We start from the raw sequence: 26,051 nt of genomic DNA, 5'->3' as shown, positions 1-26,051 counted from the left end.
CTGAACTCCTAGTCGCAAGCTTGGGTGGACGTCTGCTATTACCGAAGGCTGCCGGTTACAGTGGCAGCCGATTGCGGTCTCTCAGGAACAAGTCAATCCGCTGTCATGAGTACCGCTAACGCGATGCTGATGAACTCTTCGTTCCTGCTAATTGTGTCCAAAGCGCCGCGAACGTTGCTGGCGACCTCCGCTGATCCGCGATGCTCGACCCAGAGCGTGAGTTCTATTATCGCGGCTTCAACTGCTAACGATTTTGATTGATCTTGAACAGTAGGGAAGGGAGCGGGTCTGCGTTGGACATTGTGATTCTTCCGTGGAAGAGGTCAGCGTAGATCAGATTCTTGGGGATGTACGACCTACACCACTCTGACGAGGATGCTCGGCATTCAGGAGCGAACAAACAGCTTCTGCTTCCGTCCTGACTTTGAACACGCCATGCTTGCTGGCTGACCCGCCCTCGACGAGATCAACAACCCTGTATCGCTTGCTGCCATCGTCTAGTGTCGTGGTTTCTATCACTCTGAATCTTGCGTGCATGGTCGCTTTCCGTGCATGTGATGCCTGCTGGTTTTTCGGAGGATTTCGGGCGGGGCTGTCGGAGGGAGTTTGCTTGCCTGAGCGGCCTCGTGCGCTTAGCTAATTAAGCGTGCCGTCATAGGATTTTGTGGGTTGGAGTGCATGTGTACTCCGTTGCAATCCGTGCTTCTCAAGGTCTAGCTAAATGGACGCGCTGATGGCACTGAGCTATGTTCGTGCGTACGATTAAGCGCGAAACAGCGCAATCACTCAGGCAAGGACTCGGCGCGATGATTTATCAATGCAATGGATGCAACAGGACTACCTTCGAGATCGCATGCCCGTTGTGCATGGGTTCTCAAGTTTCACCGTCATCAGAGCTCACGTTGCGACACCTCACGCCACTGGATCCTTCGTTTTATCCCGACTTTCAATACAGATCCAAAGGTTTGATTCAGGACTTCTTCGGGAAGAAGAAGGAGCAAGCCCAGCTCAACGATCTTTTGAACAACGTCTTGAGAAAGTACGCGGAGCTGAAGCAGCCATACTTCACGAACTTCATTCACACAACTCGCGAAAGCGCAGGTAGCAGCGATGACGCGGGCGTACCTGGGCCACGATTGGATGGTGTGTACAGCGAGAGGGAATTGTTCAGGGAAGTCTTGATTCGCAAAGGCTTTGACGAGCTTGAAGGGCTTCCATCTCTCTTGGACAAGCTGTTGCAGACCACCGCCTTCAACTCTGCGTATCTGGGCTTCTCCAGAGAGTTGACCCGACACATTCGAACTGACCTTACCGACACCCTACGCTCTTGGATTGAAGAGGCAGGAACGACCTTCAGGTCTGACTTGGCTCTGTTCTTTTACTACCTTTGGGAAAATGACGTGGCTTTCCCCAATGTTCCATTCAATCCCCAGGCGGCTTCGACATCTGGTGTGCCACTCCTCCCGATACAGGTTTTCCGGAATGGCCTGAGCCTCTGCGAGGAAATTTATTTCGATATTCTCGTCGAGCGTCTGGGATCTCAGCTGGAGCATTTCAATCCGAATCAGTTCATCACCATGTATCTGGTGGATGCTATGGACGGATTTCAATTTGAAGCTTTCCTGGTTGAGATCTTCCAGACCATTGGCTATGACGTTAAGGAAACCAAGAAAACTGCTGATCAGGGCGCCGATCTTTTCGTTACCCGGTTCGGTAAAAACATGGTCATCCAGGCTAAGAACTATTCGGGCTCCGTAGGCAACGCGGCTGTGCAGCAGGCCATCTCTGCTAAAGCCTTCTACGGATGTGACGAGGCGATGGTCGTCACGAACTCCTACTACACGAAATCGGCGAAGGAGTTGGCCGGCACGGCGGGCGTGCGGCTAATCGACCGTGATGGGCTTCAGAGCTACCTAGATGACTACAATCAGAAGCTTATCGAGGTCTACCAGGCCGAGGAAGAAAGTGCCTAGGCCTGTGCCCGTCAGCAGTCTAGACGGCAGCCGCCAAGGCATCATAGGCGTAATCCTCATCATAACGCATTCAGAAGCCGCTCAAGTGTCTGATGCTCCCATGTGCTAAGCAGAGCTATAGGGTCAGTCCCGTATCGATCTCCCGAGTCGAACGACCAACGCCGTCCATCGATGGTGACGCATGCTTCGCAGTAATGGAGCTCATCACAATCGTTGAAGATCGTCATGCTCCATCCGTTGATGTCGGCCATGAACATTCCGGCATAAAGCTCGTCCCAAGTCTGAGCGCATACTCTGACCATCGCGCGTCGGCCAAAGATGGCATCACGCAGCACCTGGCAAACCTCTCTCCTCGATCAAATACAGCGAGTCGCCAACATCGAGTTCCAGTTCCTGCAGCGCCTCATCGGGAATTCGAATTGCGCCGTCACCGTCCCATTCTTCGATGATGATTTTCATAGGTGGCTTTCTCACGTGTGGTCTCCACTGTTTCTGATTCGGCGTCAGGCGTCCGAATTTCAACGGCCCTGCAACAAGCTAATATCGAAATCGCTCTGCATACGCTTGACCGTTCCGATGATTATGGCTGCGAACCCTTCGTGGCTTTTGTCTTGGAGTCCCAGCCAAGCGTCTGCGTTGTTGACCCAGTTCGACGGGACTGGATGGGAAGTGAAGGCCCTGGAGTCGAATGTCCACCATGGCCACCAAACGGTAGTGCGTCCAGGGAAATCGCAGAGCTTGTCCATCGCTCGTTTGATTTTTCCGGAGTCAATCCTCTTGGTGTCAGCCTCGCTAAAGGCACAGATACCGAAATATAACCCTTCATGGTTTCGTTTATTGAACGCCCAGCTAGGCCCACATCGGTCAGCAGAATTCAAACGAACTCCAATCACATTATGAGCAGCACCATCAATCAACTCCTCGTCAAAGACCAACTCGGCGCCCAATGCATTGAGTTCGCCACGCAAGTGATCAGCAAAATCCCGCCATAGCTGGCGCTTGACCTCGTGCAGGTGCTGAGAGATATAAAAAGCTCCCCTCAGGCTTTTTTCATTTCGCAGCATCAACTCGGTAAGCTCTTGACCGTTGTCCAACTGCATTTCTCCATTGATCTGTTCACGAATGAATTGCGCGACGGTCTCAACAAACAGGCGCACGGATGCAGCACGGGTGAGCACCGCGCATTCGTCCAGCCATCCAGCTAGCCGGAAAAAATCCAAGCTGACAACTCGATCCGCTAGATGCGCGGGCGCGTGCTTGGGCAGGCTATGCTCGGATATTTCTCCGTTGGAGAGATAGATCAGCGTCCAACGTCCGTCTAGATGCTGACTATCCAGGTATGTTGCGTAGTCATAGACCTGTTTCTTCTGATCAGTCGCCCAAGGCTTGTTTTCAATGGCTAGGCCGCCTGTGCGAAACCGTAGGTAGAGATCCAAACGTCTATTGCTTGGTAGCCTGAACTCAGTGTGGCTGCTTAAGTGATCCGCCGTGGCCGGCTGAAAGCTGGACTCGGGAAGTAGTGCAAGAAATTTGGCCAGGTACACATCGCCCTGTCCATGTCGGCCAATCGGATCGAGCAGGAGACTGAGATACGTTGAAAGCGCATCTTCGTCGCGTTGAAGAAAGTCTATTAGTCGAAAGTCCGGTGCTAGTTTTGCTTGGTACTTTTGCTTCGCTTTGAGATCCAGGTCGTACCAGATCTGAAATTCGATCAATAAGTCCTCGATAACGGACGCTTCCATTCTGGCCTCATGTGCACTGCGGAGTGGGGTGGTTTCGAGCAAATGGTTTTCGCGAAGCTATAAACGTTTTGCGCAACAGTGTCTATCAGGTGAAGGTGCCTAGTCGCCTCCACACTCTTAAGGCCGATCAATTTACTCAACCAAAGTTAGATTCTGCGCAAAACCGATTGCGGTTGAGATATCCAGTGATATTGAAGCAAACGACTTCATCAATAACGCCTCTGGCAATGCCCAATCCCATTTTTCCCGCAGCATATTCTCTACATCTGCAAGAATCGAATCGAGATCGTTTGCATCCAGGTCACCTACTTCCTTGAGTGCGGCCAGTGTCCGATGGATGTTGGCGTCAACCTCAATCGCCAAGCCCGCGTTGTCACACGAAAGGCCCACATGATTGAGTAACAGGCGCAGTGCATCGTTGGCGTAATCACCCAGCCAGCTGATCAGATAGCATTTACCGCCGGACTCAATGACGTAACGTTCACCAAGGCCTAATGCGTTAAAAGTCTTGCGAGCCTCGTCGAGCAACGTTTGGGCATCGCGATCAATGAATGGGCAGGGGACAGGGTCTGCCAGGACGGCTCGCATTTCTTGGCGCACGTTGTCATGCACCATCGCACCCAGACCATCGAACTGAGGAGGGGCACCACCGCGTGCGGCGGAAACAATGATGACTTTGGCTTGGAGATCAACATCACGAACCTGCCACCTTCGGCCTCCGAAGATAATGCGTTGATCCTTGGTCAGCGGCCGGCTTACGGGTACTGAGCCAAGTGCTTTTCCGTCGCACACCAGGCGGAATTCCTCATCACTGGTGAATGCGCTGTAGAACTCATAGTGGTTGATCAGGCGCTCTCCAACTGTCCCTGGAAGCAACAATCCGGAGCTTTCCTGAACGATGAGTTCATGCTCTCCTAGCGACTTGAGCAGCTTGATGAAGTCTGACCTCTCGACGTTTTGGAATGCTCCTTCAGCGATAAGGTTTTTCCAAAGATCAGCAGCGGAGGCGCCACCGCACTGAGCAATTATGGAGAGGCATTGCTGAACGAGAGTGGAGGCATGAATACCCTGAGCCCGGGGAGGTTCAAACCACCCTCCAATTAAAAGACGAACCATGGCAATGGTCTGAACCAATCCCTGGCGCAGCTGATCTGAAATGCTCGATCCATCTTTGAGTGGAGACTCCTTGCAGTAAACGCGCAAGATCGCGTTTTCCCCCGGGCGTCTGCCCGAACGGCCCAGTCTCTGGCGCAAGCTCGCCACCGATGGTGGGGCGCCAATTTGCACCACTGTCTTGATGCTACCGATGTCTATTCCAAGCTCAAGCGTCGTGGTGCATATGGCCGATGCCGCCTGATTACCTGCCTTGAGGGCATGCTCAGCTTGCTCCCGCAGGTCTTTCGAAAGGCTGCCGTGATGAGGCCAGAACTCATTGGGCAAACCATTATTCTCACAGCGCCTACGCAATTGGTCTGCATACCATTCAACCTGCTGCCGGCTGTTTGGGAAAATCAGATTATTGCTGCCGCGCAATACCTTGTAGAGATGATCAGCGATAGCGAAGTCTGGGCTTGCTTTGTTTTCCGTTTCGTCTTCATCGCCTTCCTCATTAGAAGACTGGACGGGAGCCTTTCTGAGCTCATTCATGGGCGGCTGGATGTAGCCGCGAATTTGCACCTGGAGTGTCTGGTTTGAGTTTTGGACTCAATGACAGTCACCCCGTCGACGCCTCCTGAGCGCAGAAACTCTGACGCCAACGTCATATCGCCGAGTGTGGCCGAAAGCCCAACCCTGGGGAGTCGACGCCCGGCAACGAGCTCTACACGGTGCATCAGGGACTGAAGCTGTTTGCCTCGCTCACTTCCAATGAACGCATGCAGTTCGTCCACGACGATATAGCGCAGATTCTGGAACACCCCCGTAAGGCTGGAGCCTCGATTGACGAAGAGTGCCTCAAGGGATTCAGGCGTGATCAGTAGAACCCCTTCAGGTGACTTCAGGAAGCGATGCTTTTTGCTCGATGAAATGTCCCCATGCCAAGCCACTACGGGAATTTCAAGCTGCTCACAGAGGCGGCCTAACCTGTCCCATTGGTCATTGATCAAGGCCTTGAGCGGGCTGATGTACAACACCGAACCGGGCGGGTCGTTGCTGTTGAGTAAATTGGTGAGTATGGGGAGGAAGGCGGCCTCGGTTTTCCCTGCCGCTGTTGCTGCGGCGATGATGACATCCTGGTCAGCATCCATCAGCACCGGCACAGCTCTTTCCTGGGCGTCGCGCAAGGACGTCCAGCCTTCAGCCCAAATCCATCGCTGGATTCGAGGCTCCAGCTGATCGAAGCCCGATGATTCAGAGTGTGAAGGTGGCAAGTTCATCGTCCGCATCGACTTTCGTATCTTCTTCGCCGCCCATGTCCTTGGCTACTTCTACAGCTCCAAGCAGTGCGCGCCAATCAGCACCCGGGTTTTGCTCCAGGATGGCCAGCAGGTTGATGAAGGCGGTGATCGTCGTGCGAGGTGTACGGAAATAGGCTTCACCTAATCGCTGGTTGCAGTGCGCCATGAATAATGGGAGCGCCTCGTCAGGCAGTAAATACTTCTCAGCATCACCGCCTGCATAGACGTGACGGAGCTTCTGAAGCAACACGTAGAAGTCTTCTGGCGCGAGGCTGGTGAGGCGAATAACCGGGCCCGAAAGATCCACCAGTCCTGATTTGGCAAACGAGTTTTCGGCCAGTCGCGATTGCAGGGCAGGGTAGCTATACAGCCCCCGGCGAGTGTCCATCAAAAACTCGGGAGTGCCACCCAGGACAAATCCAAGCCCCTGAGACGATCCCTGCAGCGAATCATTGAGGATGCGAAGGATCTGCTCGTAGTTGGCATTGCGTGCCTGCGTGTTGGCCAGCTTGTAGAGGTTTACCAGTTCGTCGAGGCAGATCATCAGGCCGCCAAAACCTGCGAGTCTGACGAATCTCGATAGCAGCTTGAGCTGATCGTAGACGGAGGCATCATCAATGATGGTTCGTACACCTAGGGCCGCTCGGGCATCGGTCTTGGTTGTGAACTCGCCACGCAACCAACGAATCGCATCAGCCTTGAGTTGCTCGTTGCCTTCCTCGAAACCTCGGCAATAAGCTGCGATCACTTCAGCGAAATCATAGCCGTTGACCATCTCGGTTAACTCAGCCAAGTGGGTTCGGATGACAGTCTCGCTGTCTGTACCTGCCGCCTTGGCTTCTGTTTTGGCTTGCGAGATAAACTTCTCAACGATGCCTTGCATGGCCCCACCGTCGGGCTTCGTGCGTGTAGACATGTTCTTGGCCAGCTCGGAGTAAAGCGAGCGTGCCTGGCCGCCGGTGGCGTGTAGCCTGCGATCTGGGTTTAAGTCAGCGTGCATGGTTACGAGTTTTCGCTCCATGGCAATGGCTCGAACCAAGTTCAGAAAGAACGTCTTGCCTGCACCGTATTCGCCAATCACCACTCGAAATGCCGATCCGCTTTCGACTAGGCGATTGACGTCTTTGATCAGTGCATCGAGTTCGCCCACCCGGCCGACCTGAATCAAGTGTTGACCGACGCGAGGAACAACGCCAGCACGCAATGATTGGATAACTGCGTCGCGATCCTTGGCTCTGATAGTGCTCATAGGGCTAACTCTTCCAGAATGTCTGTATTGATTTCGATGGGATCATCACCTTCGGTGACGGGCATGTCGAAACGCTCAAAAGCCATGTCGTTGATTTGTTCCAGGGCACCATCGAGCATCAGTTCCATGTCGCTGGCGGCGGCTTCAAGTTCGGATCGGCTCCATTCAGCACGCGAGATTAACAAGCGCAGGAACGCAGAATGTTCCAGATCGAGACCGGCAACGCCAGCACTCGTTTCTGTCGCCGATTCCACAGCCTCAAATGACTGTTCCGGTTCATCAACCTGGTCGTCAGTGAATACCTGGGCGAGGAGGGCCGAAACTTCTGCCGTTTCACGTTGCAACTCAGCAATTCGCTCGTGATCGAGCACGAAGCCTTGCTTCGCAATGGCAGCTGACACTATTCCGGACTCGGATAGAGAGGAGCTTGTTGCAGGTTTAGCAGGGGTAATACTCGTTCCGGATGCAGCCAGGTGAAGATCGCTGTACAGCAGCTGACTATCCAGTTGCAGCGCCTTGTAAACGCGCTCAAGAAGCTTCACTTCCGATGGACTGACGATGCCATCAGCTTGCGCAAGGTGGGCCAGGAAGCTGGCAATCGTACGCTTGGCTTCGACAGTTAATGGATCAAGTTTTTTCTTCAGGCTTGCAAGCGTCGGTGGTTGCTGGATCTGGATTTGCAAGTGCGCCTTGAGACGTTTGCGATGGGCAATACTCAGGTGACTCCATGAGTCGATGTGCTGAGCAAGCAATGTGACCTCTTCATTGGAAGTGTCACCATCCGCAGATGCGACTGCGCTGGCCAGATCAAGTGTGACTGAGGCCGCGTTGTAGGCCGCTGAGGCCCGCAGTGATCCGTCTTCGGGCTGGGTTACGAACAGCGCGATACGATCTTCAGCTTTCGGAGTCCTGCTGCCAGCGAGCACGTCGGGTTCCATGCCGATATGTAGCGATTCCAGTGCTCGGGCAAGGGCGAGAACCTTGTCACGAGACAGTGCACCAGCGCTCTTGAATCGACCCGCGAGTTCGCCAAAGCTCATGACAATCAGATCGTCACCGATTTGGGTTTGAAGCTCATCCAGCTCCGTACGGGCTGCGGTTGGCCAAAGGGTGACCGGAAGTTGTAAAAGGCCCTCAAGGGCTTCTGCGCTCTCAGGGTTTCGGCCTAGATAACGGCTAAAGGGTTCAAGCTCACTAGTGCAAAGCTCCACCAGCAATTGCAGGATTTTACGTGTTCCCGAAGTGGCCATGACATCAGGAATATCACCCAGGCTAAGCGAGGGGGCCATTAGCACAGCAGAGGCTGCGCGATAGCTGGTTTTAAGCTTGGTCTTGTTCTGCGCCAGGATGAGACCCGCAGGGTGGGAGCTTTCGTATTTCAGCTTGAACAGCGTTGAAAAGACTTCTTTGCAGCGTGTCACCGGGGTGCGCTTGCTGATATTGGGGTCGCCCAGTGCCCAAGCCAATGCCCAATCGGCGCCCAGTGGTCGCTTGTTGGAGGCGTGTTGCCCCAAACCTATGCGCAGCGGCAGTGGCATTTCGTAGTTGTAAGCAGCAACCAGGGGAGGCGGGCCAAGGTAGAGGTTTGGATCAACCGTGGTGTTACTCAGGTAGTCCAGAAAACCTTCCGCATATCCCCTGAATGACCTGTTGTCCCCATAGATACTCAGCAGTCGTTGGACTTCTTTGACGATCAGAGGAATCTCAGCCTTCAACTGCGGATCGCTTACAGCATCAACGAGAGCCCGGCGCTCAAGGCCATAGAAAAACAAAAAGACATAGCCGGTGTCTGCCAGTGGATTACGACGTCCGCTCTCTAGCCACTGCAGGTATCCGCGCCGAGCCTCTGGCGAGATGGAGTGAAAACTCGGCCAATAGGACATCAACCGCTCTTCGATGTCGACGTACGACTTGGCTATCCGCAGTTTTGGATTGATTAGTGACGGCTCTTGCGCATCGTATCGACCCAACGCACTTCCTACATAGAGCATTCCGCCGGGAAGAGAAAAACCAGACACAGTGACCGATTCGCCCGCCGGCACCCAGCAAGTATTGGATTTTTGTTTGCTTGCATCTGGAATCTTAAAGGAAGGGGAAGGGGGGAGCCGAGTTGGACGGTATAAAATTCGGAGGTTTCTTCAGACATATTGCTCAACGAAACCTCATGCATGGAGAAGGTTACGTCTTTGCTTCGCGGCTCCTGCAGGTGCGTTGTCACTGACGCAGACTTTTGCAGCTGTTCAAGCTGTCGTTTAGTGCGAGTGGCTAAAAACCACATAATGGCGCCGATGCACGCGACGATGCCAACAGCGATCCAGGCGTTCTTCGGGATCGAAGCGAGTGCACCAAAAGCCAGTGCAATAATAATCAGGATGCCGGTGCCGCTGGAGTTTTTTGCCTTCTTCCTTGCCATGAGTCATTTCAACCTTGAAAGATGGGGGCTGGCGCAATGGCAGTATCCGACAATTAAATGGCTTGAGCCATGGGGCTCGCAGAGCTATTGATCGGAAAAATGCCTTCTAAATGGACGCCAAAAACACCGCCCGTGATGCTGGCCGCATATACGCACTGATCGAGCTATAGCTCATAACCACTGAGAACGCTCACGTCTGCAGTTCTGAGCTCTCGAAAAAATAGTCCGAAGTGCAAGACATCAACACTATTCATCACTCCCCATCAATTCCTTGAGCGCGGGCCGAAAGGTACGACGGATCAGCGAGCTTCTACATCGCTCACCTGATGGGCTCACACTGTAGTGGTCTAATGAAACCGGACACCCATTTAGGCGAGAATGCTCGCCAGATAGAGGTGTCTGATGACCAAACAACGTCGTTCCTTTTCCGCTGAATTCAAACGCGAGGCCGCAGGCCTCGTGCTCGATCAAGGCTATAGCCATATCGAAGCCAGCCGCTCGCTTGGGGTGGTCGAGTCCGCGTTGCGTCGCTGGGTTAACCAACTCCAGCAGGAGCGCAACGGCTTGACTCCGCAGAGCAAGGCGCTGACGCCAGAGCAACAGAAAATCCAGGAATTGGAAGCTCGAATCGCTCGCCTTGAGCGGGAGAAATCCATTTTAAAAAAGGCTACCGCGCTCTTGATGTCGGAAGAGCACGAGCGCACGCGCTGATTGATCAACTGAGCCCCCAAGAGCCGGTTGATTGGCTTTGCGCAGTCTTTGATGTCACTCGTTCGTGTTACTACGCCCACCGCCTCAGGCGCCGAACTCCGGACGTTGAGCGGCTTCGGTTGCGCAGTCGGGTCAACGAACTGTTTACGCAAAGTCGAAGTGCCGCCGGTAGCCGCAGCATCGTGTCGATGATGCAGGAAGACGGTGAGCAAATCGGGCGGTTCAAGGTGCGTGGCCTGATGCGGGAGCTGGAGTTGGTTAGCAAACAACCTGGATCACATGCCTACAAACAAACGACGGTTGAGCGGCCTGACATTCCGAACATCTTGAATCGAGAGTTTGATGTGCCGGCGCCGAATCAAGTCTGGTGTGGCGACATCACCTACATCTGGGCTCAAGGGAAATGGCATTACTTGGCTGTCGTTCTGGATCTCTACGCACGCCGAATTGTGGGTTGGGCGCTGTCAAACAAGCCGGATGCGGATCTGGTCATCAAGGCGTTGGACATGGCTTACGAACAGCGTGGCAGGCCTCAAGGGCTGCTGTTTCACTCGGATCAGGGCTCGCAATATGGCAGTCGCCAGTTTCGCCAACGGCTCTGGCGTTACCGCATGCGCCAAAGCATGAGCCGTCGTGGAAACTGTTGGGATAATGCGCCGATGGAGCGTGTGTTTCGCAGCTTGAAAACTGAATGGATACCGACCGTGGGCTACATGACAGCTCAAGAAGCGCACCGCGACATCAGTCATTACCTGATGCATCGGTACAACTGGATTAGACCGCACCAATTCAATAACGGACTGGCCCCAGCTCAGGCCGAGAAAAAACTTAACGTCGTGTCCGGGATTAGTTGACCACTACACACCAGATAGAAGTGGAGGTTCGTGCTGAGGAGGCTTGCCGGGGGGTGCGATTCTATAATCGCTCTATAGTCGACTATAAAGCCAAGGCCAGAGCTCTTACTGCTGGGTACTAAAACGTCGATGGCTGTCGCTCCTTCGGGCTTAAGCCCGGCTCAGCATCACGTCTTCAGGTTATGTGGCCCGAGCGACTCACTCCGCAATTGTGTCTGCCTGACCGTTTCAAGGAAGCGCATTGTGGCTGTCTCATTTCTCTTGGGCGTTGCCAGGCTGTCCGCTACCCCAGGCTTCAGTGGCCTCGTCCATTCGATCCGCGATTTGAGGCTTTTTTGATAGGACAAGGCAGCCTGTGTTGCCGACAAATTCCTCCATCAAAAAAAGAGAGTCACCATCCCATTCTTCGATCATGATTTTCATAGGTGACTTTCTCACGTGTGCTCTCCAATGCTTTGAACCGGCAAGCCGCTCCTGCCTGTAGATTCTCAGTGGTACGTTTTACAGATCCGGATAATCATCAAGCCTAAGGCTAGGAGTACCCCCGTCCTCTGGCTCGCGCTTAGGCGTATGTATCACTCCAGCCTCGGAATCTGCACGCATCTGCTCGAGCTCTTTGTGAAATGCCTTGTCCTGAACCGTGGGTTTGCTGGTATACGGTTTTCGTTCAGGTACAGGCTTTGCTGCATAAGTCGTTACCGCGTCTGGGTCGTGCTGTAGTTTTTCTTGAACTTGCGATTCCAGCATTGCACGGAGCGCGTCTTTGTCGGGACGGGTAAGCAATTTGTTACTCCTAGTTGGCAGTCAGCAATTGGCTCATTGGCTGAAGGGAGTTCGGGAGTCTAAGCCCTAGCTCCAACCGTCTGCGGTGAATGACGTTATGAATGAAAATAGCAAATACCGGACGCATGTCTCAGCCTAATGTTGGGCATCGGCATCGGCATCGGCATCGGCATCGGCATCGGTTTCGGCATCGGTTTCGGTTTCGCGAGACCGGTTTTCAACAAGCAGCAACTACTTGCAGTTGCCTGCCTTTCGATATCCTGCCGCTTGGGCCTCAGATTCTGACGTGAAGGAGACCTGATTTTTTTCAGACACCTGACCATAGCCAGGGCATCCCATTGAGAGGTGGTACACCTGGCTCTTCCGGTTACCGATGATCACACCTGTCCCGGTCACGCTCGCGAGGGTAGGCTGTGCTGCTCGCAGGGAATTAACAGGAATGACGCTAACTACCCCGTCACCAACCGCCTTGTACCCTTGCGACCATCGACGCTCGCCAGTTACGAATGGATTAGAATGCCCCATGATTGCTGCAATGCGTCGATCTCGCTCTTTCTCCCAAGACGAAACCGGGTACTGCTTGTCCCAGGCCATCAGTAGCTGTTGCTGCTGACGAGACATGTTCAATTTATATCTATCGAACATGTAAAAGGTTGTCCTCGCGACTAGCCCTTTGACTTCGTCACGCGGTTCCGCAGCGCGTTGATCAAAATCAACCCGAGTCTTGCATTGACCATACTGAGGTTCTACCCCGGAGGCCATGCCGTAATTGAAATTGCTACGGTCGCCATTCACCTCACCTACGGAAGGATAGAGGTTGAATAGATCGGCCTCCATTGCTCGAAAAACAGGATCATCGTCTACGCAATGTTCTCGACCACCGTTCTTCCAGCATTGGCGTTGGTTACCGAATGTCCACGCAGGAACGATGTGTTCCCACTCAGTTCGTTCTGCCCGATTTTCTTGCTTTCTGGCCTTAAGGCCACATGACTCAGCATCGATACGACCACCTGATTTGCCAACCCACGTCCACTTGCAGCCGCAATACAACTCGCCCATGGAACTGTTGGCTTGGTCGAGATAGATCTTTTGCTTTGCAACGACTTTGGCTTCAGTGAAGCTGGTGGGTGGTGCAGCAAGGGCAGGCAGGACGGTTGACAGAGACAGCGTTACAGCGAGAAGTATTCTTTTCATGGGAAAGGCATAGGCAAATTAAGCTGCGCATAGTACGTGAAACAAGCGCCTCCACTGGCAGCTGGAAAGGAAAGTTACTAGCCTTTGGCCGTGGCCACTGGTAACTAGATCCACGTATAGATCCATAAAAAAAGGATCTCTTATCGCGCAAACCAGCACTTGATCTCATTATCTCAGCGTCGCATTTCCTGTTTATAAAAAAGGTTTTCAATCGAACGGCGTTTACGATCTGATTCAACGCCTGTGGTGACATTGTTTTTCATACGCACGTAGAAACGGCAACCTTTAGCTTTGCTCATATCAAAGATGGGGCGTACCGCTTGCAAGAATTCCTCATACCCATAAGTCTGCTTGGCCAAGATTGACTGGATGCCTGGAAGATCCATGGCATCCTGCTTCCTAGATTCCGGCCAGTCCGGTGACGACACCAGGCCAGTATCATTTAGCTCGACAAAGAACAGCATCTGGATTTTTCCGCTGACTGGATCCGCCCAGCAAGGTGGATAGTCCATCCCACCTCTGGCATCAAGCTTGTGCTGAAGGAAAGCGATCTGGCCTTGGAGGTCGCTATTTTCCTTCTTCAGTTGAGCCGGGTTGACGTCTTTTTTCTGCAACTCACCGTATGCAGTGGCGTCGCTCACTAGCTTTTCAATCTTGGAACCGTCGAGGTCGCTTACCTTCACTTTCAAAACGTCGGCCAGACGTTGCTTGGTCTGCTGCAACTCCTGAACCTTCGTGATGATGGCTTCGTTACTCAACGGGCCCGTTGATTCATCCTGTTGGTTTTGAAGGGCCTTTTTGAGATCTGCAAGCGTCAGAATAGCCTGCCTAAGAACTTCCTTGGCCTGATCTTTTTTCTTTTCGTCCGGTACTTCGGCCAAAGCCTTATCAATTTCCATGAGGGCTGTGACCTCCTTGTTTTTCTCCTCAAGGAGAACTTTAAGACGGTCAGTTTCGGCCTTGGCTTCTGCTGCTAGGGTCAGCTTCGTGATTGTATCCTCGGGCTTTTTTACGCCCGCAGCCTGCAGCTGTGTTTTGAGGGCCTGGCTAATTTGGGTCAGCAACTCCGTTTGCCGCTGAGCATCACCACTACTTTCGATAGATGCTTTAAGGGACTCGTTTTCCTTGGTGGTTTTGAACACCATCATCCCCAATATCAGCATGAGTAAAAACGAAATCATGAACGCGAGCTCTGTAAGCGAAAGCTGGAATACCTGATCGTTCTTCTGGCCGGCCATTAGGGGGCTTCCTTACGTCCAAACCACGAACCCTTCGCTTGGTCAGACGTTTTTGAAAACTGGTTACCCTCGAGATCCTTTGTTGCCGGCTCGACATGGTGAATAGGCGGTTCGGTCTGAGCCGTTGATGGCGTCGCGATTAGCACTGCTTGAGCCGCTAGAAGAGTCTCAGTGCTAGCCGAGGCTGCGCGGTCGATCTCGATGAGGGTTTCGCTCAAGCGCGTCTGATAGGCTTCCTGGCTTTCAATCAGGCTTTTTCTATCCGCCGAAAGATCTGCAGTATTGTCGAGGTTTGCCTTGATTGCTTGCTCCAGGGTGGCCAGATTTTCATGTAAGGCCAACCGGGAACACGCTTCCTCATGGGCGGAGCTAACGATGCCGTCCTTGATCTGAGCAGATAGATCGGTCGATAGAGCTACGCTCTTGTTAACCGCTTTCAGAGTGTTGCCGATCTCCAGGAATGTGCCGGAGATTTCAGTCAATGCATCGAGCTGTCTCGAGACCCCTTCAGTATTGGCCTGACGCTGGTGATCGAGAGCATTAACGATTTGCTCTTGTTGTGCGCGAAGGTTTTTGATCATGTCCTCGTTTCGGTCTTCGATGATTTCGAGGAGTCCCTTTTGCTGGGTCGAAATTCTTTCAGCTACCTCTAGGGTATTGGTGATCGAGTCGGACTTGAGGTTAATTTTGGTGATGCTTTTTTCCACCAGTCTAGCCGCATCAAGCACTTGGCCAGATATTGCTGTCACGCCTTGAGTCAAAGCATCGGTAGATCCATTGAGAGCATGAATAGCTGTATCGAGTTTTCTTGAAAACAAATCTTGTGGGAAATCGATACTGTCCAACTTTTCAACCACACCTGATGCGAAACTGTCGACGGCCTTGTCCACCTTACTGACAGAGCCGGTGGCGGCCTTAGTGTACGTATCTACCGCCTTTTTGAGATCCAGTGTAGTGCTCCTGACATCCTCAATGATTTCAGCTAGCGCCTGAGAATTTCTCGTTGATACTTCTACAAAAAACTCGTCCATGCGTTTTGCGGTCTGCTCAGTGATGCTTTGGATTTCCTTTGTGACACTGAGCACTGTTTCTTTGGCTGCGGCTGCCACTTCACCGCGAAACTGCTCCAGTTCATCGAAGGAGCGTTGATAGGAATCGATAAGCCTTCTTGAGGCTTCGACGGAGTGATCCTCCATGTTCCGGACTGCATCCTCCAGGGTAGGTCTGAAACTCACTAGGCACACTCTGACAAAGAGGCCAAGTACGGTGCTAATCATCGCCGCGCCGAATCGAGCCGCGATAATGTAGATTTCGCTGCCAATGTTCGGTAAGTCGGCTAAACACAAGATGATCGATACAATCGTAAAAATAAAACCTAGGTAATAACAGGAGTCGGCAAATTTTTCATCTGATACTACGGATTCGCGGTATCGGTAGCCAATAAATATGTACAAGATCATCAACGAAAGCGGGACTATCGATCCAAGTATCAACATACTCTGTACATACCAGGCCAATACAGCAAGCCCGATTTTTAGGGTGCAGGTAACAATAAAAAGCGGGAGTATTTTTAGCGATCTCACTGGTTATCCTTCCATGCCACGGACAGACGCCAAGGTCGCGCCGGAGTTGTCAAAATAGCTTTCCCAAAACAGTCTTAGTTTTCCAGTTTGAATTTCAGGCTTATTTTTAAGCATCTCAATTTCAACCCGTACATTTTTGAGGTCTGAGCGAGAGATCTGGCCATAAGCAGTCGTATTGAAAACGGTGAAGTCCGGGATGCCCTTGTACATCATTAGCTCTTTTGTGTTCGGTATCATGTCGGAGAACATGATCAGCGTACGCGGGCCTTGAACATTGGAGCGCTCAAAGCCTACGCCCACAAGCTTCAGCATCTCAAAAATTGGCGATTGAGCCGAGCTTTCCTTAAGCAGAAGTGAGTCTGCCATTGTCAGTAATGGATCGATGTACCCGCTCTGGTAGCGCTTTTTAATGCGCTGGGCGTTTGAATTGAACTCGGTCTTGTCTGTGCCGAGGCCCGGATTACACCTCTCAAAAACAGGCCTAACATTCTGTGTAAAATCGGCGCCAAGTAGGTATATAGATACTAAGTAACCTTCTGGGATTTTAGACGTTGCGAGCGTTTTAATTTTCTGAAGAAATACTTCCCGCTGTATTAAGCGATATGGGTCTGTATTATCGACCAAGATGACATAGTGGCCTAATGGGCCGGAGGCTGGGCAAAGGGTAGTCTTATCGGGCGCGATGTCCCTTTCGGTATATGCCCATACGAACCACGATATAACCGCAACCACAATTACACCAGTTACAATGGCAGCAATGAGCTCGCGACTTTTCTTTTTTTGAGCTGCTCGACTACGCCTGGCCATTGATTTCACCTTCCTTGTTGATCTGGTTGCGGAACGGTTTCAACTGATCAAATTTACTAATGAACGACGATTGGATTCGATCACGAATCCCTTCAGTTTTGCTGTGTAAGCTGGAAAGCAGAGCTCGTTGCAGGTCGAGCTGCATCTCCTGCGGCGCCGTATCGAAATCAGGCAAGGTGATGCTTTGGAACAAAATCCCTTGCTTGAAATATTCTGGGGTAGGGGTGCCCTTACGATAGATCTCGTTCTCAGAGCGGAAGAGTGCGATGAGAGAGCTCGATAGGTTCTCCGCCTGATGCAAGAGAGCCTGCACACGTTGTTGGGTGACTCGCTTCTCCTCGATTTCGTGTGCGTATTTCACGACATGATCCTTGGCCGTAACACTGTCACTGTCGAGCTGGCTTAGGTACTGCTCTTTGAGGTCATTCAGCTTGGCGCGTACCTCTTCCACTTCAGCCTCATGAGCGTCGACGGCTTCGTCAGCTAACTGTTGGACGTAGGTATAACCAGGATAACTATCCTTCCAGTAGAAGCCATCGAAGTAACTAACTATTGCGAAGCCTACGCTCATGCCGAACAGCAACATCGAGAAAGCATCTGCAAAATGGAATGGAGTTTGGGTCAGCGTAGCGAGCGCTATCTTAGCTGCCTCGTTCGAGCCAATATCGGCGCCCGCAGATAGCGCGTCGCGAAAATGGGAGGTGACAAGCCCTATGAAAACTGCTCCAAAAAATGCGGGAATAATTGAAAACCACCCAAAAATCTTGCGAGCTGCGGTTACGTGTAGCGCATTCGGAAGGCAGAACCGTCCCCAGCAATAGCTCCATGCAACGTTGACCGCTGCGAGACCAAACGCCCAGGTAGCGCCTTCCATGAAGCCGCCATCGAAGCTAGCAGCGAAAAGCTTGGCATTAACAGCGGCCTCGCCCGTCGTCATCAAGACTAGTATCATAGAGAGCGTAAAGACTTTCGCCCCAGACTGCGTCTTCGCGGTTCGGTTGCGCCTGTGCTCGGTCTTGAACTGTTCAAGTTCTCTGAGAGCTGTCACCGCTGCTTGATGGGTAGATCTTAAAGCCGCCTCTTCTTCGGACAGTAATGAATTTGCCTGGCGTTCAAACTCCTCATCCGCCTGACGAGATCGATTGACGATAGGCGTGATATCTAGCTCTGCCAAACGGTTGTGGATGGTTTTGAGTCGGTGTGTCGCCCAAGACAACGCGTCGCGCCGGGCGTTTTCGAGCCGACCTTTAATTGCTGCTTCGGGGCCAGTGAGCTTTTCGTCGTTTGGTAGGCCAAGCTCCCCGAGGCGTTTGGCATGGTACTCAATCTTAAGTTCTGCTTTCAGATCATCAAGATCGAGAGGATACAGAAAAGGGTTCTCACTTTTATGCTGTTTGTTGCTAGCCCTGAACCAGCCAAAAATATTCTGTAGCACGCCCCAACCCCTTCCCTATGTGACCATGGACAGCAGCGACTGATTTTGGTGTTGGTGTCAGATATTGGCTAAGGGAACGGCTAATCTCGAGGCATATGCATGCCGTACTCGTATCTCGATGCAGAGCCTGCGCGCAATGATTTGTCCCACGATCCTTAGTCAATCTGGTGCCGAATGGCAAGATGGCGGAATAATGGCTATGTGAAAATTTAAATGCAAGGAGTGCGGTCGGTCTGTGGCTGCTATCGGACGAAAGCGATTAAAAAGGGCTACTGCGCACCTGGTGATCCCTCCAGCCACTAACGGCATTGGGCGCTGCTCTTTCCGTGGAAGACTCCTGTAACGGTTATTCCTCGCTTTGATACCTGCGCTCGTTCCATTTAATTGAATCAAGCTCGACAAGTTATTCGTCAGGGACATGGTCGAGAGGAGGCTCGCGAGATGGAAAGGCTGAAGGAGCAAAGCGGTGCATACCAGTTCTTGGGAGTCACGAAGACGCCTAAACTCGGATGACTACGCTACCCATCGAAATCACGTTGTCCTGTGTCTGATAGACCTACGCAGAGGGCAATGGACAAGTCGCTGGTTCGGGCCAGCGGGCCCGGCTTAGTCGTAGGTTTTTCAGATGGAGGTGAAGGTGCTGTCATCGATCAAGGAATACCAACCAGAGTCTCAGATCCCACGGAGCATTTGGATGATCCTCGGGCTGCCATCACGCGGTACCACGCTTCATGACCTAATTCGAGAAGGGCTGCCTTTTGAATTCTTCGACCGGATAGCGAGCCTTCTGCAGCTTCAGCGAGGTGTTATCTCAAAGGCTATTTGCGTGTCGCCCGCAACGTTGGCGCGTAGAGCGAAAGCAGGGCGGTTTAACACCGTAGAAAGCGACCGCCTCGTCGCATTGATTGGTGTCCTTGAAGAAGCCCTCTCTCTGTTCGAAAACGATGTCGCCACTGCAACGGAATGGATGAGCACGCCCGTTCGTGGGATTGGTTCGAAGCGTCCACTGGATATGATAAGTACGAGGGTGGAGACGAACGCTGTGCTCGACCTTATTGGCCGCCTGGAAAGGGGTGTTCTTGTGTGAGTTTCGCAAGGCACCATGCTGGGCTACGGAGCTAAAGCTTCTTTGGCAATCGCTCTTTCGGGCTTTGCCCGGCTCCATCTACCTCGTTAAGCGGATGCGTCCAAGACAGATAGTAGTAGAGGTTCGTGCTGACGAGGCTCGCTGAGATGGCCCCGATTTGCGCCATCCCGCTCAGAGCCGATAGGGATGGAGCTTATTGGCTATGTAGCTGGTCAATCACTGCCAAGTAACGCTGGAATGGCTCCGCAAGACGTTTGGGCAAGGTACGGTGCCAGGTTCCACGTCGATACTCATTCCAGACGTCTTCTTCGGGACGATGGTTAATGATACCGAGCCGATTCTTATACTCCACCAAGGCATTACCCTTGCCAGCCAGTAATGCGGCGATGGCAATGTGCATGAGGTGGCTCGGCACGTCCTGCGGTGTCCTGGGGCGATCCAAGGTGATCGTCAGGCATCGCTGCTCGTGGAACTCACGCCAATCCGGCCCCGCGATGTCGCCGAGGTTGGCAACTTGCTTGGCTGCTGACTCGCTTTTGCCGTTGACGACTCCAAGTAGAACCGTAGGGCTCTGAAGCCCGAGTGCCGAACTGACTTTGGCAAGGGTCGCTTTTACCCGCTCCAGGTGCTCATCAGCGGCAAATACAATGAACTGGTGCCGGAAGTCATCCCCTTCGATCAGCGTAGAGGGCAACTGAACATAAAGTGGATAGAGCAGGTCATTCAGGTAGATGAACGTTTTGCGTCGGCCCTCATCATCGCTGGACTTCGTTGCTGTCAGCGCCTGCCGGGCCCATTGCGGTGTCAGCTGATCCAGACTCATGTCGGTGATGTCGATGGATATGAGTGAAAAGCCCATTGAGCGACTAGCCAGAGCCTTTCGCCCATCAAATGCGTGGCCAAGCTCAATTTCGATACCCGCCAGCACCATCGGATGCCGAAGAATGGGCTTGCCGAGCACCGCCACATCAAGGCGATAGGAGTTGCCAAACGGTGTCTTGATGCTCTGTTCTTGGGTAACGCCATTAGCCCCGAGCAGGAGATTGCCGGCCAGGTGAAACTGGCTGATCGTTTCATCCCTGTAGTACCAGGGCATGGCCAGCCCTGCGTCGAGTCGGCGCTGAAGCTCATCGGCTATCAGCTGCTTGGCTCGTCTGTGCTCCTCGCTTTCGCCAATATGACGTTGTCGAGCCTGTTCCTGGCTGTCGAAATAGTCCGCGGCTCGAACGCCGCGTTTGCCGGTGTACGTTCTGAAATAGCTGCGTGTTTTCAGCTTTCCATCATCATTGAAACAAGGGCTCACCCAGCTTACGAGACGGTGGGGTTTGTCCGCAGTGACCAAGGGCCACATCTTTCGATAATGCTCCCGGCTTTTAATCTCGTAAGCCGTAATCGGAGTTTGGAAGAGGCCTTTCCGTGAAAAGACCACCAGCGCGTCATCCATAGCAATGCAATCCGAAGAGGTATAGCCAGGGAGAATAGCGCTTCGCTATCAGGCCTTAAACGCTTGAGTTTGGAGAATGTGAAAGTGGTGGGCTAGCGCCGTAACGATACGTCGACGAAGCTCCGGTAGCTTCATCAGCGTGGTCTGCTTGTTTGCAGAGTTAAGTGCATCCTTCAGGATTTCTGGCTCAGTGCGGTAGACGGAGCTTCGCATCATGATGCGTTTGCCGTGTGTGACTTCCGTCAGCACCTGGCAGACCTCGCGGGCGGTGAGAGGGGAGGTTGTGTTCAAATTATTTGCGTCCGAGGAATTGCTTGCCCATAGCTAAGCTGCGGGGAAATGTGAAATCTATGATAATTGTTGCTCGATCGGGCCTACGAGGCCCGGCTATCCCCTCGTTGATATTGCTGCACAGCACATCTTGCCGGTGTACTGTTTGAGCGGGCCAGCTACTGCTAACCGTTGCTTATGTGGCTGCCAGTTGCCAACGGCGATCTCACAAGGAGTAAGCATGTATCAAGTGATAGGAATCAAAAACACAGCCCTCGCTTTCCTGGTCATCACGCTGGCGATATTTGCCTTTCTGCACTATGACGACCTTGCAACCCTCCTGACCCAGCCAGTAAGTCTTCTTCGCGCTCTCTCGAGCGCTTCAAGCCTTGCGGGGTTCGCTTTTTTGATCATTGGTGAATCCTTCATTTTTCCTTGGATCTGCAAGCTGCCGATCGTGAGAACTTTTTTTCCCCCAATCGACGGGGAATGGCGTGTCAATCTTCAATCCAATTGGGGGGTGATAGAGCGGTTGAGAGGGAACTTGGACGTCGAGGACAAGGTGTCGAAACAGGGAACGGTGAAAATCTTCTCTCGCTTCTTCCGGGTGCGCATGAAATTCGAAGTAGATGACCGCTATTCCAAGTCCAGTACCGTGTGCGTGAGCGTAAAGCGTGACTGGCAGCATGGAACAATAGAACTCAACTACATCTACGAGAACCTCACGAGTAATCCCAAGAGCTCGGATTGCAGCAGACACAACGGCGCTGCGCGCGTTGAAGTGCGTGACGAAGACGGCGTCGTTTCCATGGAAGGCGTCTATTTCACCGATCGCAATTGGAATCAAGGCTTGAATACGGCGGGGTACATATCGTTTGAGAGGCCTGAGCAAAGCGCAGTCGGAGACAACAAAGCAAGCGGCTAACAATGTCTAATAACACTATATGTAGTGTTTTATTTGTTTCTTGAATCTATATGTTGGTGATGGCATCATTGGATCCAGACCGCCACCGTTTCTGTGCATTATCTGAAGAATCGACGATCCGCTCGAGGTTAGGGAAGGATTGGCAGGGCGGGAGTTTGATTTAGCTTGGCGTGATGTCAGCTGGACGCCGGGCGCCCCTGCAAGCCGACGAGGCTTGTTGACCATTGAAGGCCCTAACTGAAAAAGGAGTGGCGTCATGCCAAACCTCAGCCCGCTGCTGTACAGCACCAATGAGCACATGACCTTTTTGAAGGGGCTCGACCTCGACGTTGGCGAGAAGAACGACATCAACGCCGCAAGAGCGGACGTCCGCGAAGCGCTGCGCAAAAAATTACCTGCTTCTTTGAAAGCCAGGGGATACGAAGGCAAAGAGTGCAACCCCAAGTTCTTCATTCAAGGATCTTGGGCCTACAAAACACTCAATCGACCGTGTCAGACACCTCCCCAGCAGTCCGATCTCGATGACGGTGTCTATCTGCCCATGAGCATCGTGAAGGAAGAGAATCGTCCGAGCATGGCGATCAAAGATTTCCGGGCGGCTGTGTGGGATGTGCTTGAACCTCTCTGCCTAGAGAAAGGATGGGAGCTTTACTCCAAGGCCACATGTATGCGTGTGGAAATCTCTACATTCGCTCATATCGACCTTCCGCTGTACGCCATCCCAGATGATCAATATCAGATGATCCAGGAAAGCATGGAGGCGCGTAATTACACGGCTATGAAGGCGTTTGCGGTCAACTCGGAACTGGATTCTTGGAAGAAACTGCCCTCTGACAAGATCCTGCTCGCCTGTGAAGACGGATGGATTACGTCCGATCCCTTGAAGATGAAAGAATGGTTCGAGCTTGAGATCTCGGACAAGGAAGAGCAGCTACGTCGCGTGATTCGTTACATCAAAGCATTTCGAGACAATCAATGGGATAAAGGCGGGCCTAGCTCGATCTTACTGATGGCCGCAGCCTGTCCGCTGTTTGAGTTCAAATACAAACGTGACGACCTAGCTCTTTTGCATGTCGTTGCTGGCCTTCCGAATGCTTTGCGCAAGGGCGTTAAAAGTCCGATTGACTCCAAGGTAAACCTGACAGATGCGCTTGGTGAAAAAGGCGTTGAGGAGGCGGCGGCAAAATTCGAAACATTGAGAACATACTTGGATGCCGCTACTGCTGAAAGCGCGAGTAAAGATATGGCATGCGTGTGGATGCGGAGCATGCTCGGAGATCGATTCCCTGATCGACCTGACTTGATCAGCGACCAGCTAGCGCAGCCGATGCCAGCGGTTATGGCAGCGATCCCACCTGAGCGAGGCCCATCGGAAATCGTCAAGCGCACTAAAGCGGGGTAGCTCCATGAGCGTCATCCCAGAACTGCTTGCATCGCTGAGATCGGTTGGGTTTAAGCGGTGTGAGGAGCAGCTAGATTCTGCGTCCCTGCTCGTTGAGGGCCCTCTTGCTACGCGCTTCGGTGAGGTGCCATGTCTTGCATTGATCGACAGATCGTTTCAGACCTTTCCGCTGGTGCAATTGACGCCAGTACCGGATTCCTTGCGTCCAATCGCCCCGCATGTTGGGGTAGGGGGCTTCCTGTGCTACATCGCTGAAGCGACTGCCGTGGTCGACATCTTCGACCCTATCGGGCAGACCTTAGCGGCTCTAGAGCAGGCCGCTCGGGTGTTAGATCAGATTATGGCGGGCGAGCGTGTCGATGATCTGGCTGAGGAATTCTTTGCTTATTGGCCGGGTGAACCGTTCTACGTCGACGTCAACTCGCGACAATCGGGTGAGGGCATTCTGCTGGAGGGGGGCGGGACGTATGCTATTAGCGATGACCCTAAGCGTACCTTGGCCAAGCTTTCTCATTTGCCGGGTAAGTTGAGAGAATTGGCTGTGACGGTCGACAGGGTGACTACGCGAGCCGTGCCCAGACCAACGCCTGACGCTTGGCCACCCAAAACTGTGAAAGAGCTGCTTGAGTGGCAGGGGCGTCTTGACGACGCCTGCCGTCGTAAAATTGAAGCGCGCATCGCCAAAGCCTATCGGAAGGGGTGGGAGTTTGCATTGGTCGTCGTTAACTCACCCTCAATGCCATACGCTTTCGCAACGCTAGGCCTTCAAAAGATCCCCCGCGGATCGTCCAGCGACCAGCGTCTGCCGATCTACGATGTGGAGATACTTCGGTTTCGGCTGATCCGGATTGATGACGCCTACGTGACCCAGCGCAATATCCCCGGCCAAACTACATTGGCTGGCAAGCGAATTGCTATGGTGGGGTGCGGAACAATAGGGGGATATCTGGGAGAGATGCTCGCCAAGGCAGGTGCGGGCACAGCCGGTGGTGAACTAATGTTGGTTGACAAACAGATCCTTGAACCAGGGAATATTGGACGTCATCGGTTGGGCGCAGATAAAAGCTTCCTACCAAAGGCAACCTCACTGGCTGACGAAATAAAGCGAGCAATGCCGGCCTCGAATGTACGCCCCATCGACTTAGATGCAAGGGAGGTCAACCTAGAAGGCTTCGATCTGCTGATCGATGCCACAGGTGAACAGGCGTTAGGGCAGTGGCTCGCTGCAAGGCACGCTCAGAAGGCTCCGCTACTGCATGTCTGGATCGAGGGCGCGGGTGTGGCTGTCCGATCCTACATCGGTACACACCCCTCGGAAGGTTGCTATCGCTGCCTTTGCGACTATGAGTATCGCGGGGATTTTATGGCCATTGAGGGTGGGGTAGAACCACTCTTCGCCGGCGAAGGTTGTGAGGGGCCTTACGTCCCGTTTTCAGCCTCCGTATCCATGCAAGCCGCCGCACTTGGCCTTGATGCCATCATGGCGTGGGTTGGTCGAAAAAACTGGCCAGGTCTATCTACTCGGTTGTTGAGCCGAACCCACGAGTCTGCTTCCGCAGACTGCACAGTACTGAAGCGTCCAGGGTGTCCAGCATGCGGTTCTTGACAACGTGGCGAGGCCCGGAAGATGAGCAATTTGTATATTTCAGTCAGAACGTTTTGGAAGTGTTTGAGCGGCACATCCAGAGTGACTTTGGAACGGAAGCTGGAGGCATTCTCCTTGGCCACGTGCGTGGAAAGCATCTTGAGGTATTAGAGGCGAGCGAGCCTACTCAGCAGGATCGTCGACTGCGCTATTTTTTCGAGCGAATGATTTACGGGCATAAGAGCTTGGCTGACAGGCGATGGCAGGAGAGCAATGGGCTGGTGAGGTACATCGGGGAGTGGCATACCCATCCGCAGGAAATTCCGAGTCCTTCGAACATCGATCTCACCGAGTGGCAGGTTTTGGCTCAAAATCGCGCTGATCGCCGTCCGTTGTTGGCAGTCATCGTAGGCCGCCAAAACCTGCATGTTGAGCTGATGCATGCGCGAGGGAATCGTCAGGATTTTCTTGAGGAATGACCTTGGCCGGCGCACATTTATTTGTTATTCGATGATAAGTACCCGGTCATTGTGACGGGGCAGGGAAGCAGGGCTTCACTTGGGAATTCAGAATGGGTCATGATTTCTCCCCCTTTACTCATTTATCTAATCAGAGAAGTCGGCTGTCTGCTTAGAAGAGCGGCTCTCAGCGTATTGCAGCCTATCCCAAGGCTATTGCCTTACTCATAAATCGCGTATAGATGGCTGAAGGACATGATGGAGCAACTTGATCGAGCTAGGCGTTATCTGCATAAGATTGAGCGTCAGTATGCAGGCCTCTTTTCATCATCTGGGCACGATGAGCAAGAATATTTCGATGACGTAATGTCGTTTTTTATCCATTGCTATCACGTTAGAGACTGGGCCCTACACGAGTGTGACTCATGTGTGAGCGCGCGCGTGATTGATGCGTTCATTGACTCTCATCAGGCCCTCAAAATCTGTGCAGATCTGGCAAATG

General features: G+C 52.7%; 18 protein-coding genes and 4 pseudogenes. 7 read left to right on the top strand and 15 right to left on the bottom strand.

The window, feature by feature from the left end:
- Positions 1-92 precede the first annotated feature (92 nt).
- Positions 93-301 (bottom strand): annotated as a pseudogene (locus AB4O41_RS06490) (hypothetical protein).
- 505 nt (positions 302-806) lie between these two features.
- Here AB4O41_RS06490 and AB4O41_RS06485 point away from each other — a divergent pair.
- Complete coding sequence (locus AB4O41_RS06485; protein ID WP_460148301.1) at positions 807-1,973, top strand: restriction endonuclease; 1,167 nt, start codon at positions 807-809, stop codon at positions 1,971-1,973.
- A gap of 59 nt (positions 1,974-2,032) precedes the next feature.
- On the opposite strand, the gene AB4O41_RS06480 is transcribed toward AB4O41_RS06485, so the two are convergent.
- The 6 genes and pseudogenes from AB4O41_RS06480 to AB4O41_RS06455 form a co-directional block, all read right to left on the bottom strand.
- A complete protein-coding gene (locus tag AB4O41_RS06480; protein ID WP_460148300.1) occupies positions 2,033-2,275 on the bottom strand; it encodes a DUF7693 family protein in 243 nt (80 codons plus the stop codon).
- Positions 2,276-2,321: 46 nt separating this feature from the next.
- Positions 2,322-2,447: pseudogene (locus AB4O41_RS06475) on the bottom strand (AbrB/MazE/SpoVT family DNA-binding domain-containing protein); the annotation flags it as partial.
- Positions 2,448-2,491: 44 nt separating this feature from the next.
- Entirely contained in the window at positions 2,492-3,715 is a 1,224-nt protein-coding gene (locus AB4O41_RS06470; protein WP_460146744.1) for a PDDEXK-like family protein, read from the bottom strand.
- Between the two features lie 132 nt (positions 3,716-3,847).
- A pseudogene (locus AB4O41_RS06465) lies at positions 3,848-6,021 on the bottom strand (DEAD/DEAH box helicase).
- A 43-nt stretch (positions 6,022-6,064) separates the two neighbouring features.
- Positions 6,065-7,360 (bottom strand): ATP-binding protein, encoded by a 1,296-nt coding sequence (locus AB4O41_RS06460; protein ID WP_460146743.1) that lies wholly within the window; start codon positions 7,358-7,360, stop codon positions 6,065-6,067.
- Positions 7,357-9,773 (bottom strand): annotated as a pseudogene (locus tag AB4O41_RS06455) (tellurite resistance TerB family protein). The gene AB4O41_RS06460 and the pseudogene AB4O41_RS06455 overlap by 4 nt, the downstream one beginning before the upstream one ends.
- Positions 9,774-10,175: 402 nt before the next feature.
- On the opposite strand from AB4O41_RS06455, the gene AB4O41_RS06450 reads away from it, so the two are divergent.
- Positions 10,176-11,338 (top strand): IS3 family transposase gene (locus AB4O41_RS06450; RefSeq protein ID WP_415265108.1). Its coding sequence is split into 2 segments (ribosomal slippage): positions 10,176-10,431 and positions 10,431-11,338, totalling 1,164 coding nucleotides; the frame shifts between segments, so codons are not numbered across the junction.
- A gap of 252 nt (positions 11,339-11,590) precedes the next feature.
- Here AB4O41_RS06450 and AB4O41_RS06445 read toward each other — a convergent pair.
- From AB4O41_RS06445 to AB4O41_RS06415, 7 genes are all read right to left on the bottom strand, one after another.
- On the bottom strand, positions 11,591-11,761 hold the full coding sequence (locus AB4O41_RS06445) for an AbrB/MazE/SpoVT family DNA-binding domain-containing protein (RefSeq protein WP_460146742.1): 171 nt from the start codon (positions 11,759-11,761) through the stop codon (positions 11,591-11,593).
- A gap of 78 nt (positions 11,762-11,839) precedes the next feature.
- Positions 11,840-12,121, bottom strand: a complete 282-nt coding sequence (locus AB4O41_RS06440) for a hypothetical protein (RefSeq protein ID WP_460146741.1) — start codon at positions 12,119-12,121, stop codon at positions 11,840-11,842.
- A gap of 231 nt (positions 12,122-12,352) precedes the next feature.
- Positions 12,353-13,315, bottom strand: coding sequence for an endonuclease (locus AB4O41_RS06435; protein WP_460146740.1), 963 nt, complete (start codon positions 13,313-13,315; stop codon positions 12,353-12,355).
- A gap of 173 nt (positions 13,316-13,488) precedes the next feature.
- Complete coding sequence (locus AB4O41_RS06430) at positions 13,489-14,553, bottom strand: hypothetical protein (protein ID WP_460146739.1); 1,065 nt, start codon at positions 14,551-14,553, stop codon at positions 13,489-13,491.
- Positions 14,553-16,136: a coiled-coil domain-containing protein gene (locus tag AB4O41_RS06425; RefSeq protein WP_460146738.1), complete on the bottom strand. Its 1,584-nt coding sequence runs from the start codon at positions 16,134-16,136 to the stop codon at positions 14,553-14,555. The genes AB4O41_RS06430 and AB4O41_RS06425 overlap by 1 nt, the downstream gene beginning before the upstream one ends.
- 3 nt (positions 16,137-16,139) lie before the next feature.
- Positions 16,140-16,943, bottom strand: coding sequence for a hypothetical protein (locus AB4O41_RS06420; RefSeq protein WP_460146737.1), 804 nt, complete (start codon positions 16,941-16,943; stop codon positions 16,140-16,142).
- On the bottom strand, positions 16,930-18,378 hold the full coding sequence (locus tag AB4O41_RS06415) for a hypothetical protein (protein WP_460146736.1): 1,449 nt from the start codon (positions 18,376-18,378) through the stop codon (positions 16,930-16,932). Before AB4O41_RS06415 ends, AB4O41_RS06420 begins: the two co-directional genes overlap by 14 nt.
- A 694-nt stretch (positions 18,379-19,072) precedes the next feature.
- On the opposite strand from AB4O41_RS06415, the gene parS reads away from it, so the two are divergent.
- Positions 19,073-19,465 carry a type II RES/Xre toxin-antitoxin system antitoxin gene (gene parS / locus AB4O41_RS06410; protein WP_460146735.1) on the top strand — a complete coding sequence of 131 codons (393 nt, stop codon included), beginning with the start codon at positions 19,073-19,075 and terminating at the stop codon, positions 19,463-19,465.
- A gap of 193 nt (positions 19,466-19,658) precedes the next feature.
- Here parS and AB4O41_RS06405 read toward each other — a convergent pair whose 3' ends face one another.
- Positions 19,659-20,909: a hypothetical protein gene (locus tag AB4O41_RS06405; RefSeq protein WP_460146734.1), complete on the bottom strand. Its 1,251-nt coding sequence runs from the start codon at positions 20,907-20,909 to the stop codon at positions 19,659-19,661.
- Between the two features lie 511 nt (positions 20,910-21,420).
- On the opposite strand from AB4O41_RS06405, the gene AB4O41_RS06400 reads away from it, so the two are divergent.
- From AB4O41_RS06400 to AB4O41_RS06385, 4 genes are all read left to right on the top strand, one after another.
- Positions 21,421-22,104, top strand: a complete 684-nt coding sequence (locus AB4O41_RS06400; protein WP_460146733.1) for a Cap15 family cyclic dinucleotide receptor domain-containing protein — start codon at positions 21,421-21,423, stop codon at positions 22,102-22,104.
- A gap of 256 nt (positions 22,105-22,360) precedes the next feature.
- Positions 22,361-23,506 carry a CBASS cGAMP synthase gene (locus tag AB4O41_RS06395; RefSeq protein ID WP_460146732.1) on the top strand — a complete coding sequence of 382 codons (1,146 nt, stop codon included), beginning with the start codon at positions 22,361-22,363 and terminating at the stop codon, positions 23,504-23,506.
- 4 nt (positions 23,507-23,510) lie between these two features.
- Entirely contained in the window at positions 23,511-25,112 is a 1,602-nt protein-coding gene (locus AB4O41_RS06390) for a ThiF family adenylyltransferase (RefSeq protein ID WP_460146731.1), read from the top strand.
- Complete coding sequence (locus AB4O41_RS06385) at positions 25,100-25,570, top strand: Mov34/MPN/PAD-1 family protein (RefSeq protein ID WP_460146730.1); 471 nt, start codon at positions 25,100-25,102, stop codon at positions 25,568-25,570. Before AB4O41_RS06390 ends, AB4O41_RS06385 begins: the two co-directional genes overlap by 13 nt.
- Positions 25,571-26,051 lie beyond the last annotated feature (481 nt).

Source organism: Pseudomonas sp. S2_A02 (assembly GCF_054668495.1).
The sequence above is the reverse complement of the archived record's forward strand: the minus strand, read 5'-3'. Positions and strand labels throughout refer to the sequence as shown.

Coding starts and splice junctions, on each gene's coding strand:
- AB4O41_RS06480 (WP_460148300.1), bottom strand. CDS start 2,275: ATGGTCAGAGTATGCGCTCAGACTTGGGACGAGCTTTATGCCGGAATG.
- AB4O41_RS06420 (WP_460146737.1), bottom strand. CDS start 16,943: ATGGCCAGGCGTAGTCGAGCAGCTCAAAAAAAGAAAAGTCGCGAGCTC.
- AB4O41_RS06445 (WP_460146742.1), bottom strand. CDS start 11,761: ATGAAAATCATGATCGAAGAATGGGATGGTGACTCTCTTTTTTTGATG.
- parS (WP_460146735.1), top strand. CDS start 19,073: ATGATCCTCGGGCTGCCATCACGCGGTACCACGCTTCATGACCTAATT.
- AB4O41_RS06430 (WP_460146739.1), bottom strand. CDS start 14,553: ATGGCCGGCCAGAAGAACGATCAGGTATTCCAGCTTTCGCTTACAGAG.
- AB4O41_RS06400 (WP_460146733.1), top strand. CDS start 21,421: ATGTATCAAGTGATAGGAATCAAAAACACAGCCCTCGCTTTCCTGGTC.
- AB4O41_RS06390 (WP_460146731.1), top strand. CDS start 23,511: ATGAGCGTCATCCCAGAACTGCTTGCATCGCTGAGATCGGTTGGGTTT.
- AB4O41_RS06470 (WP_460146744.1), bottom strand. CDS start 3,715: ATGGAAGCGTCCGTTATCGAGGACTTATTGATCGAATTTCAGATCTGG.
- AB4O41_RS06395 (WP_460146732.1), top strand. CDS start 22,361: ATGCCAAACCTCAGCCCGCTGCTGTACAGCACCAATGAGCACATGACC.
- AB4O41_RS06435 (WP_460146740.1), bottom strand. CDS start 13,315: ATGAAAAGAATACTTCTCGCTGTAACGCTGTCTCTGTCAACCGTCCTG.
- AB4O41_RS06485 (WP_460148301.1), top strand. CDS start 807: ATGATTTATCAATGCAATGGATGCAACAGGACTACCTTCGAGATCGCA.
- AB4O41_RS06405 (WP_460146734.1), bottom strand. CDS start 20,909: ATGGATGACGCGCTGGTGGTCTTTTCACGGAAAGGCCTCTTCCAAACT.
- AB4O41_RS06385 (WP_460146730.1), top strand. CDS start 25,100: ATGCGGTTCTTGACAACGTGGCGAGGCCCGGAAGATGAGCAATTTGTA.
- AB4O41_RS06460 (WP_460146743.1), bottom strand. CDS start 7,360: ATGAGCACTATCAGAGCCAAGGATCGCGACGCAGTTATCCAATCATTG.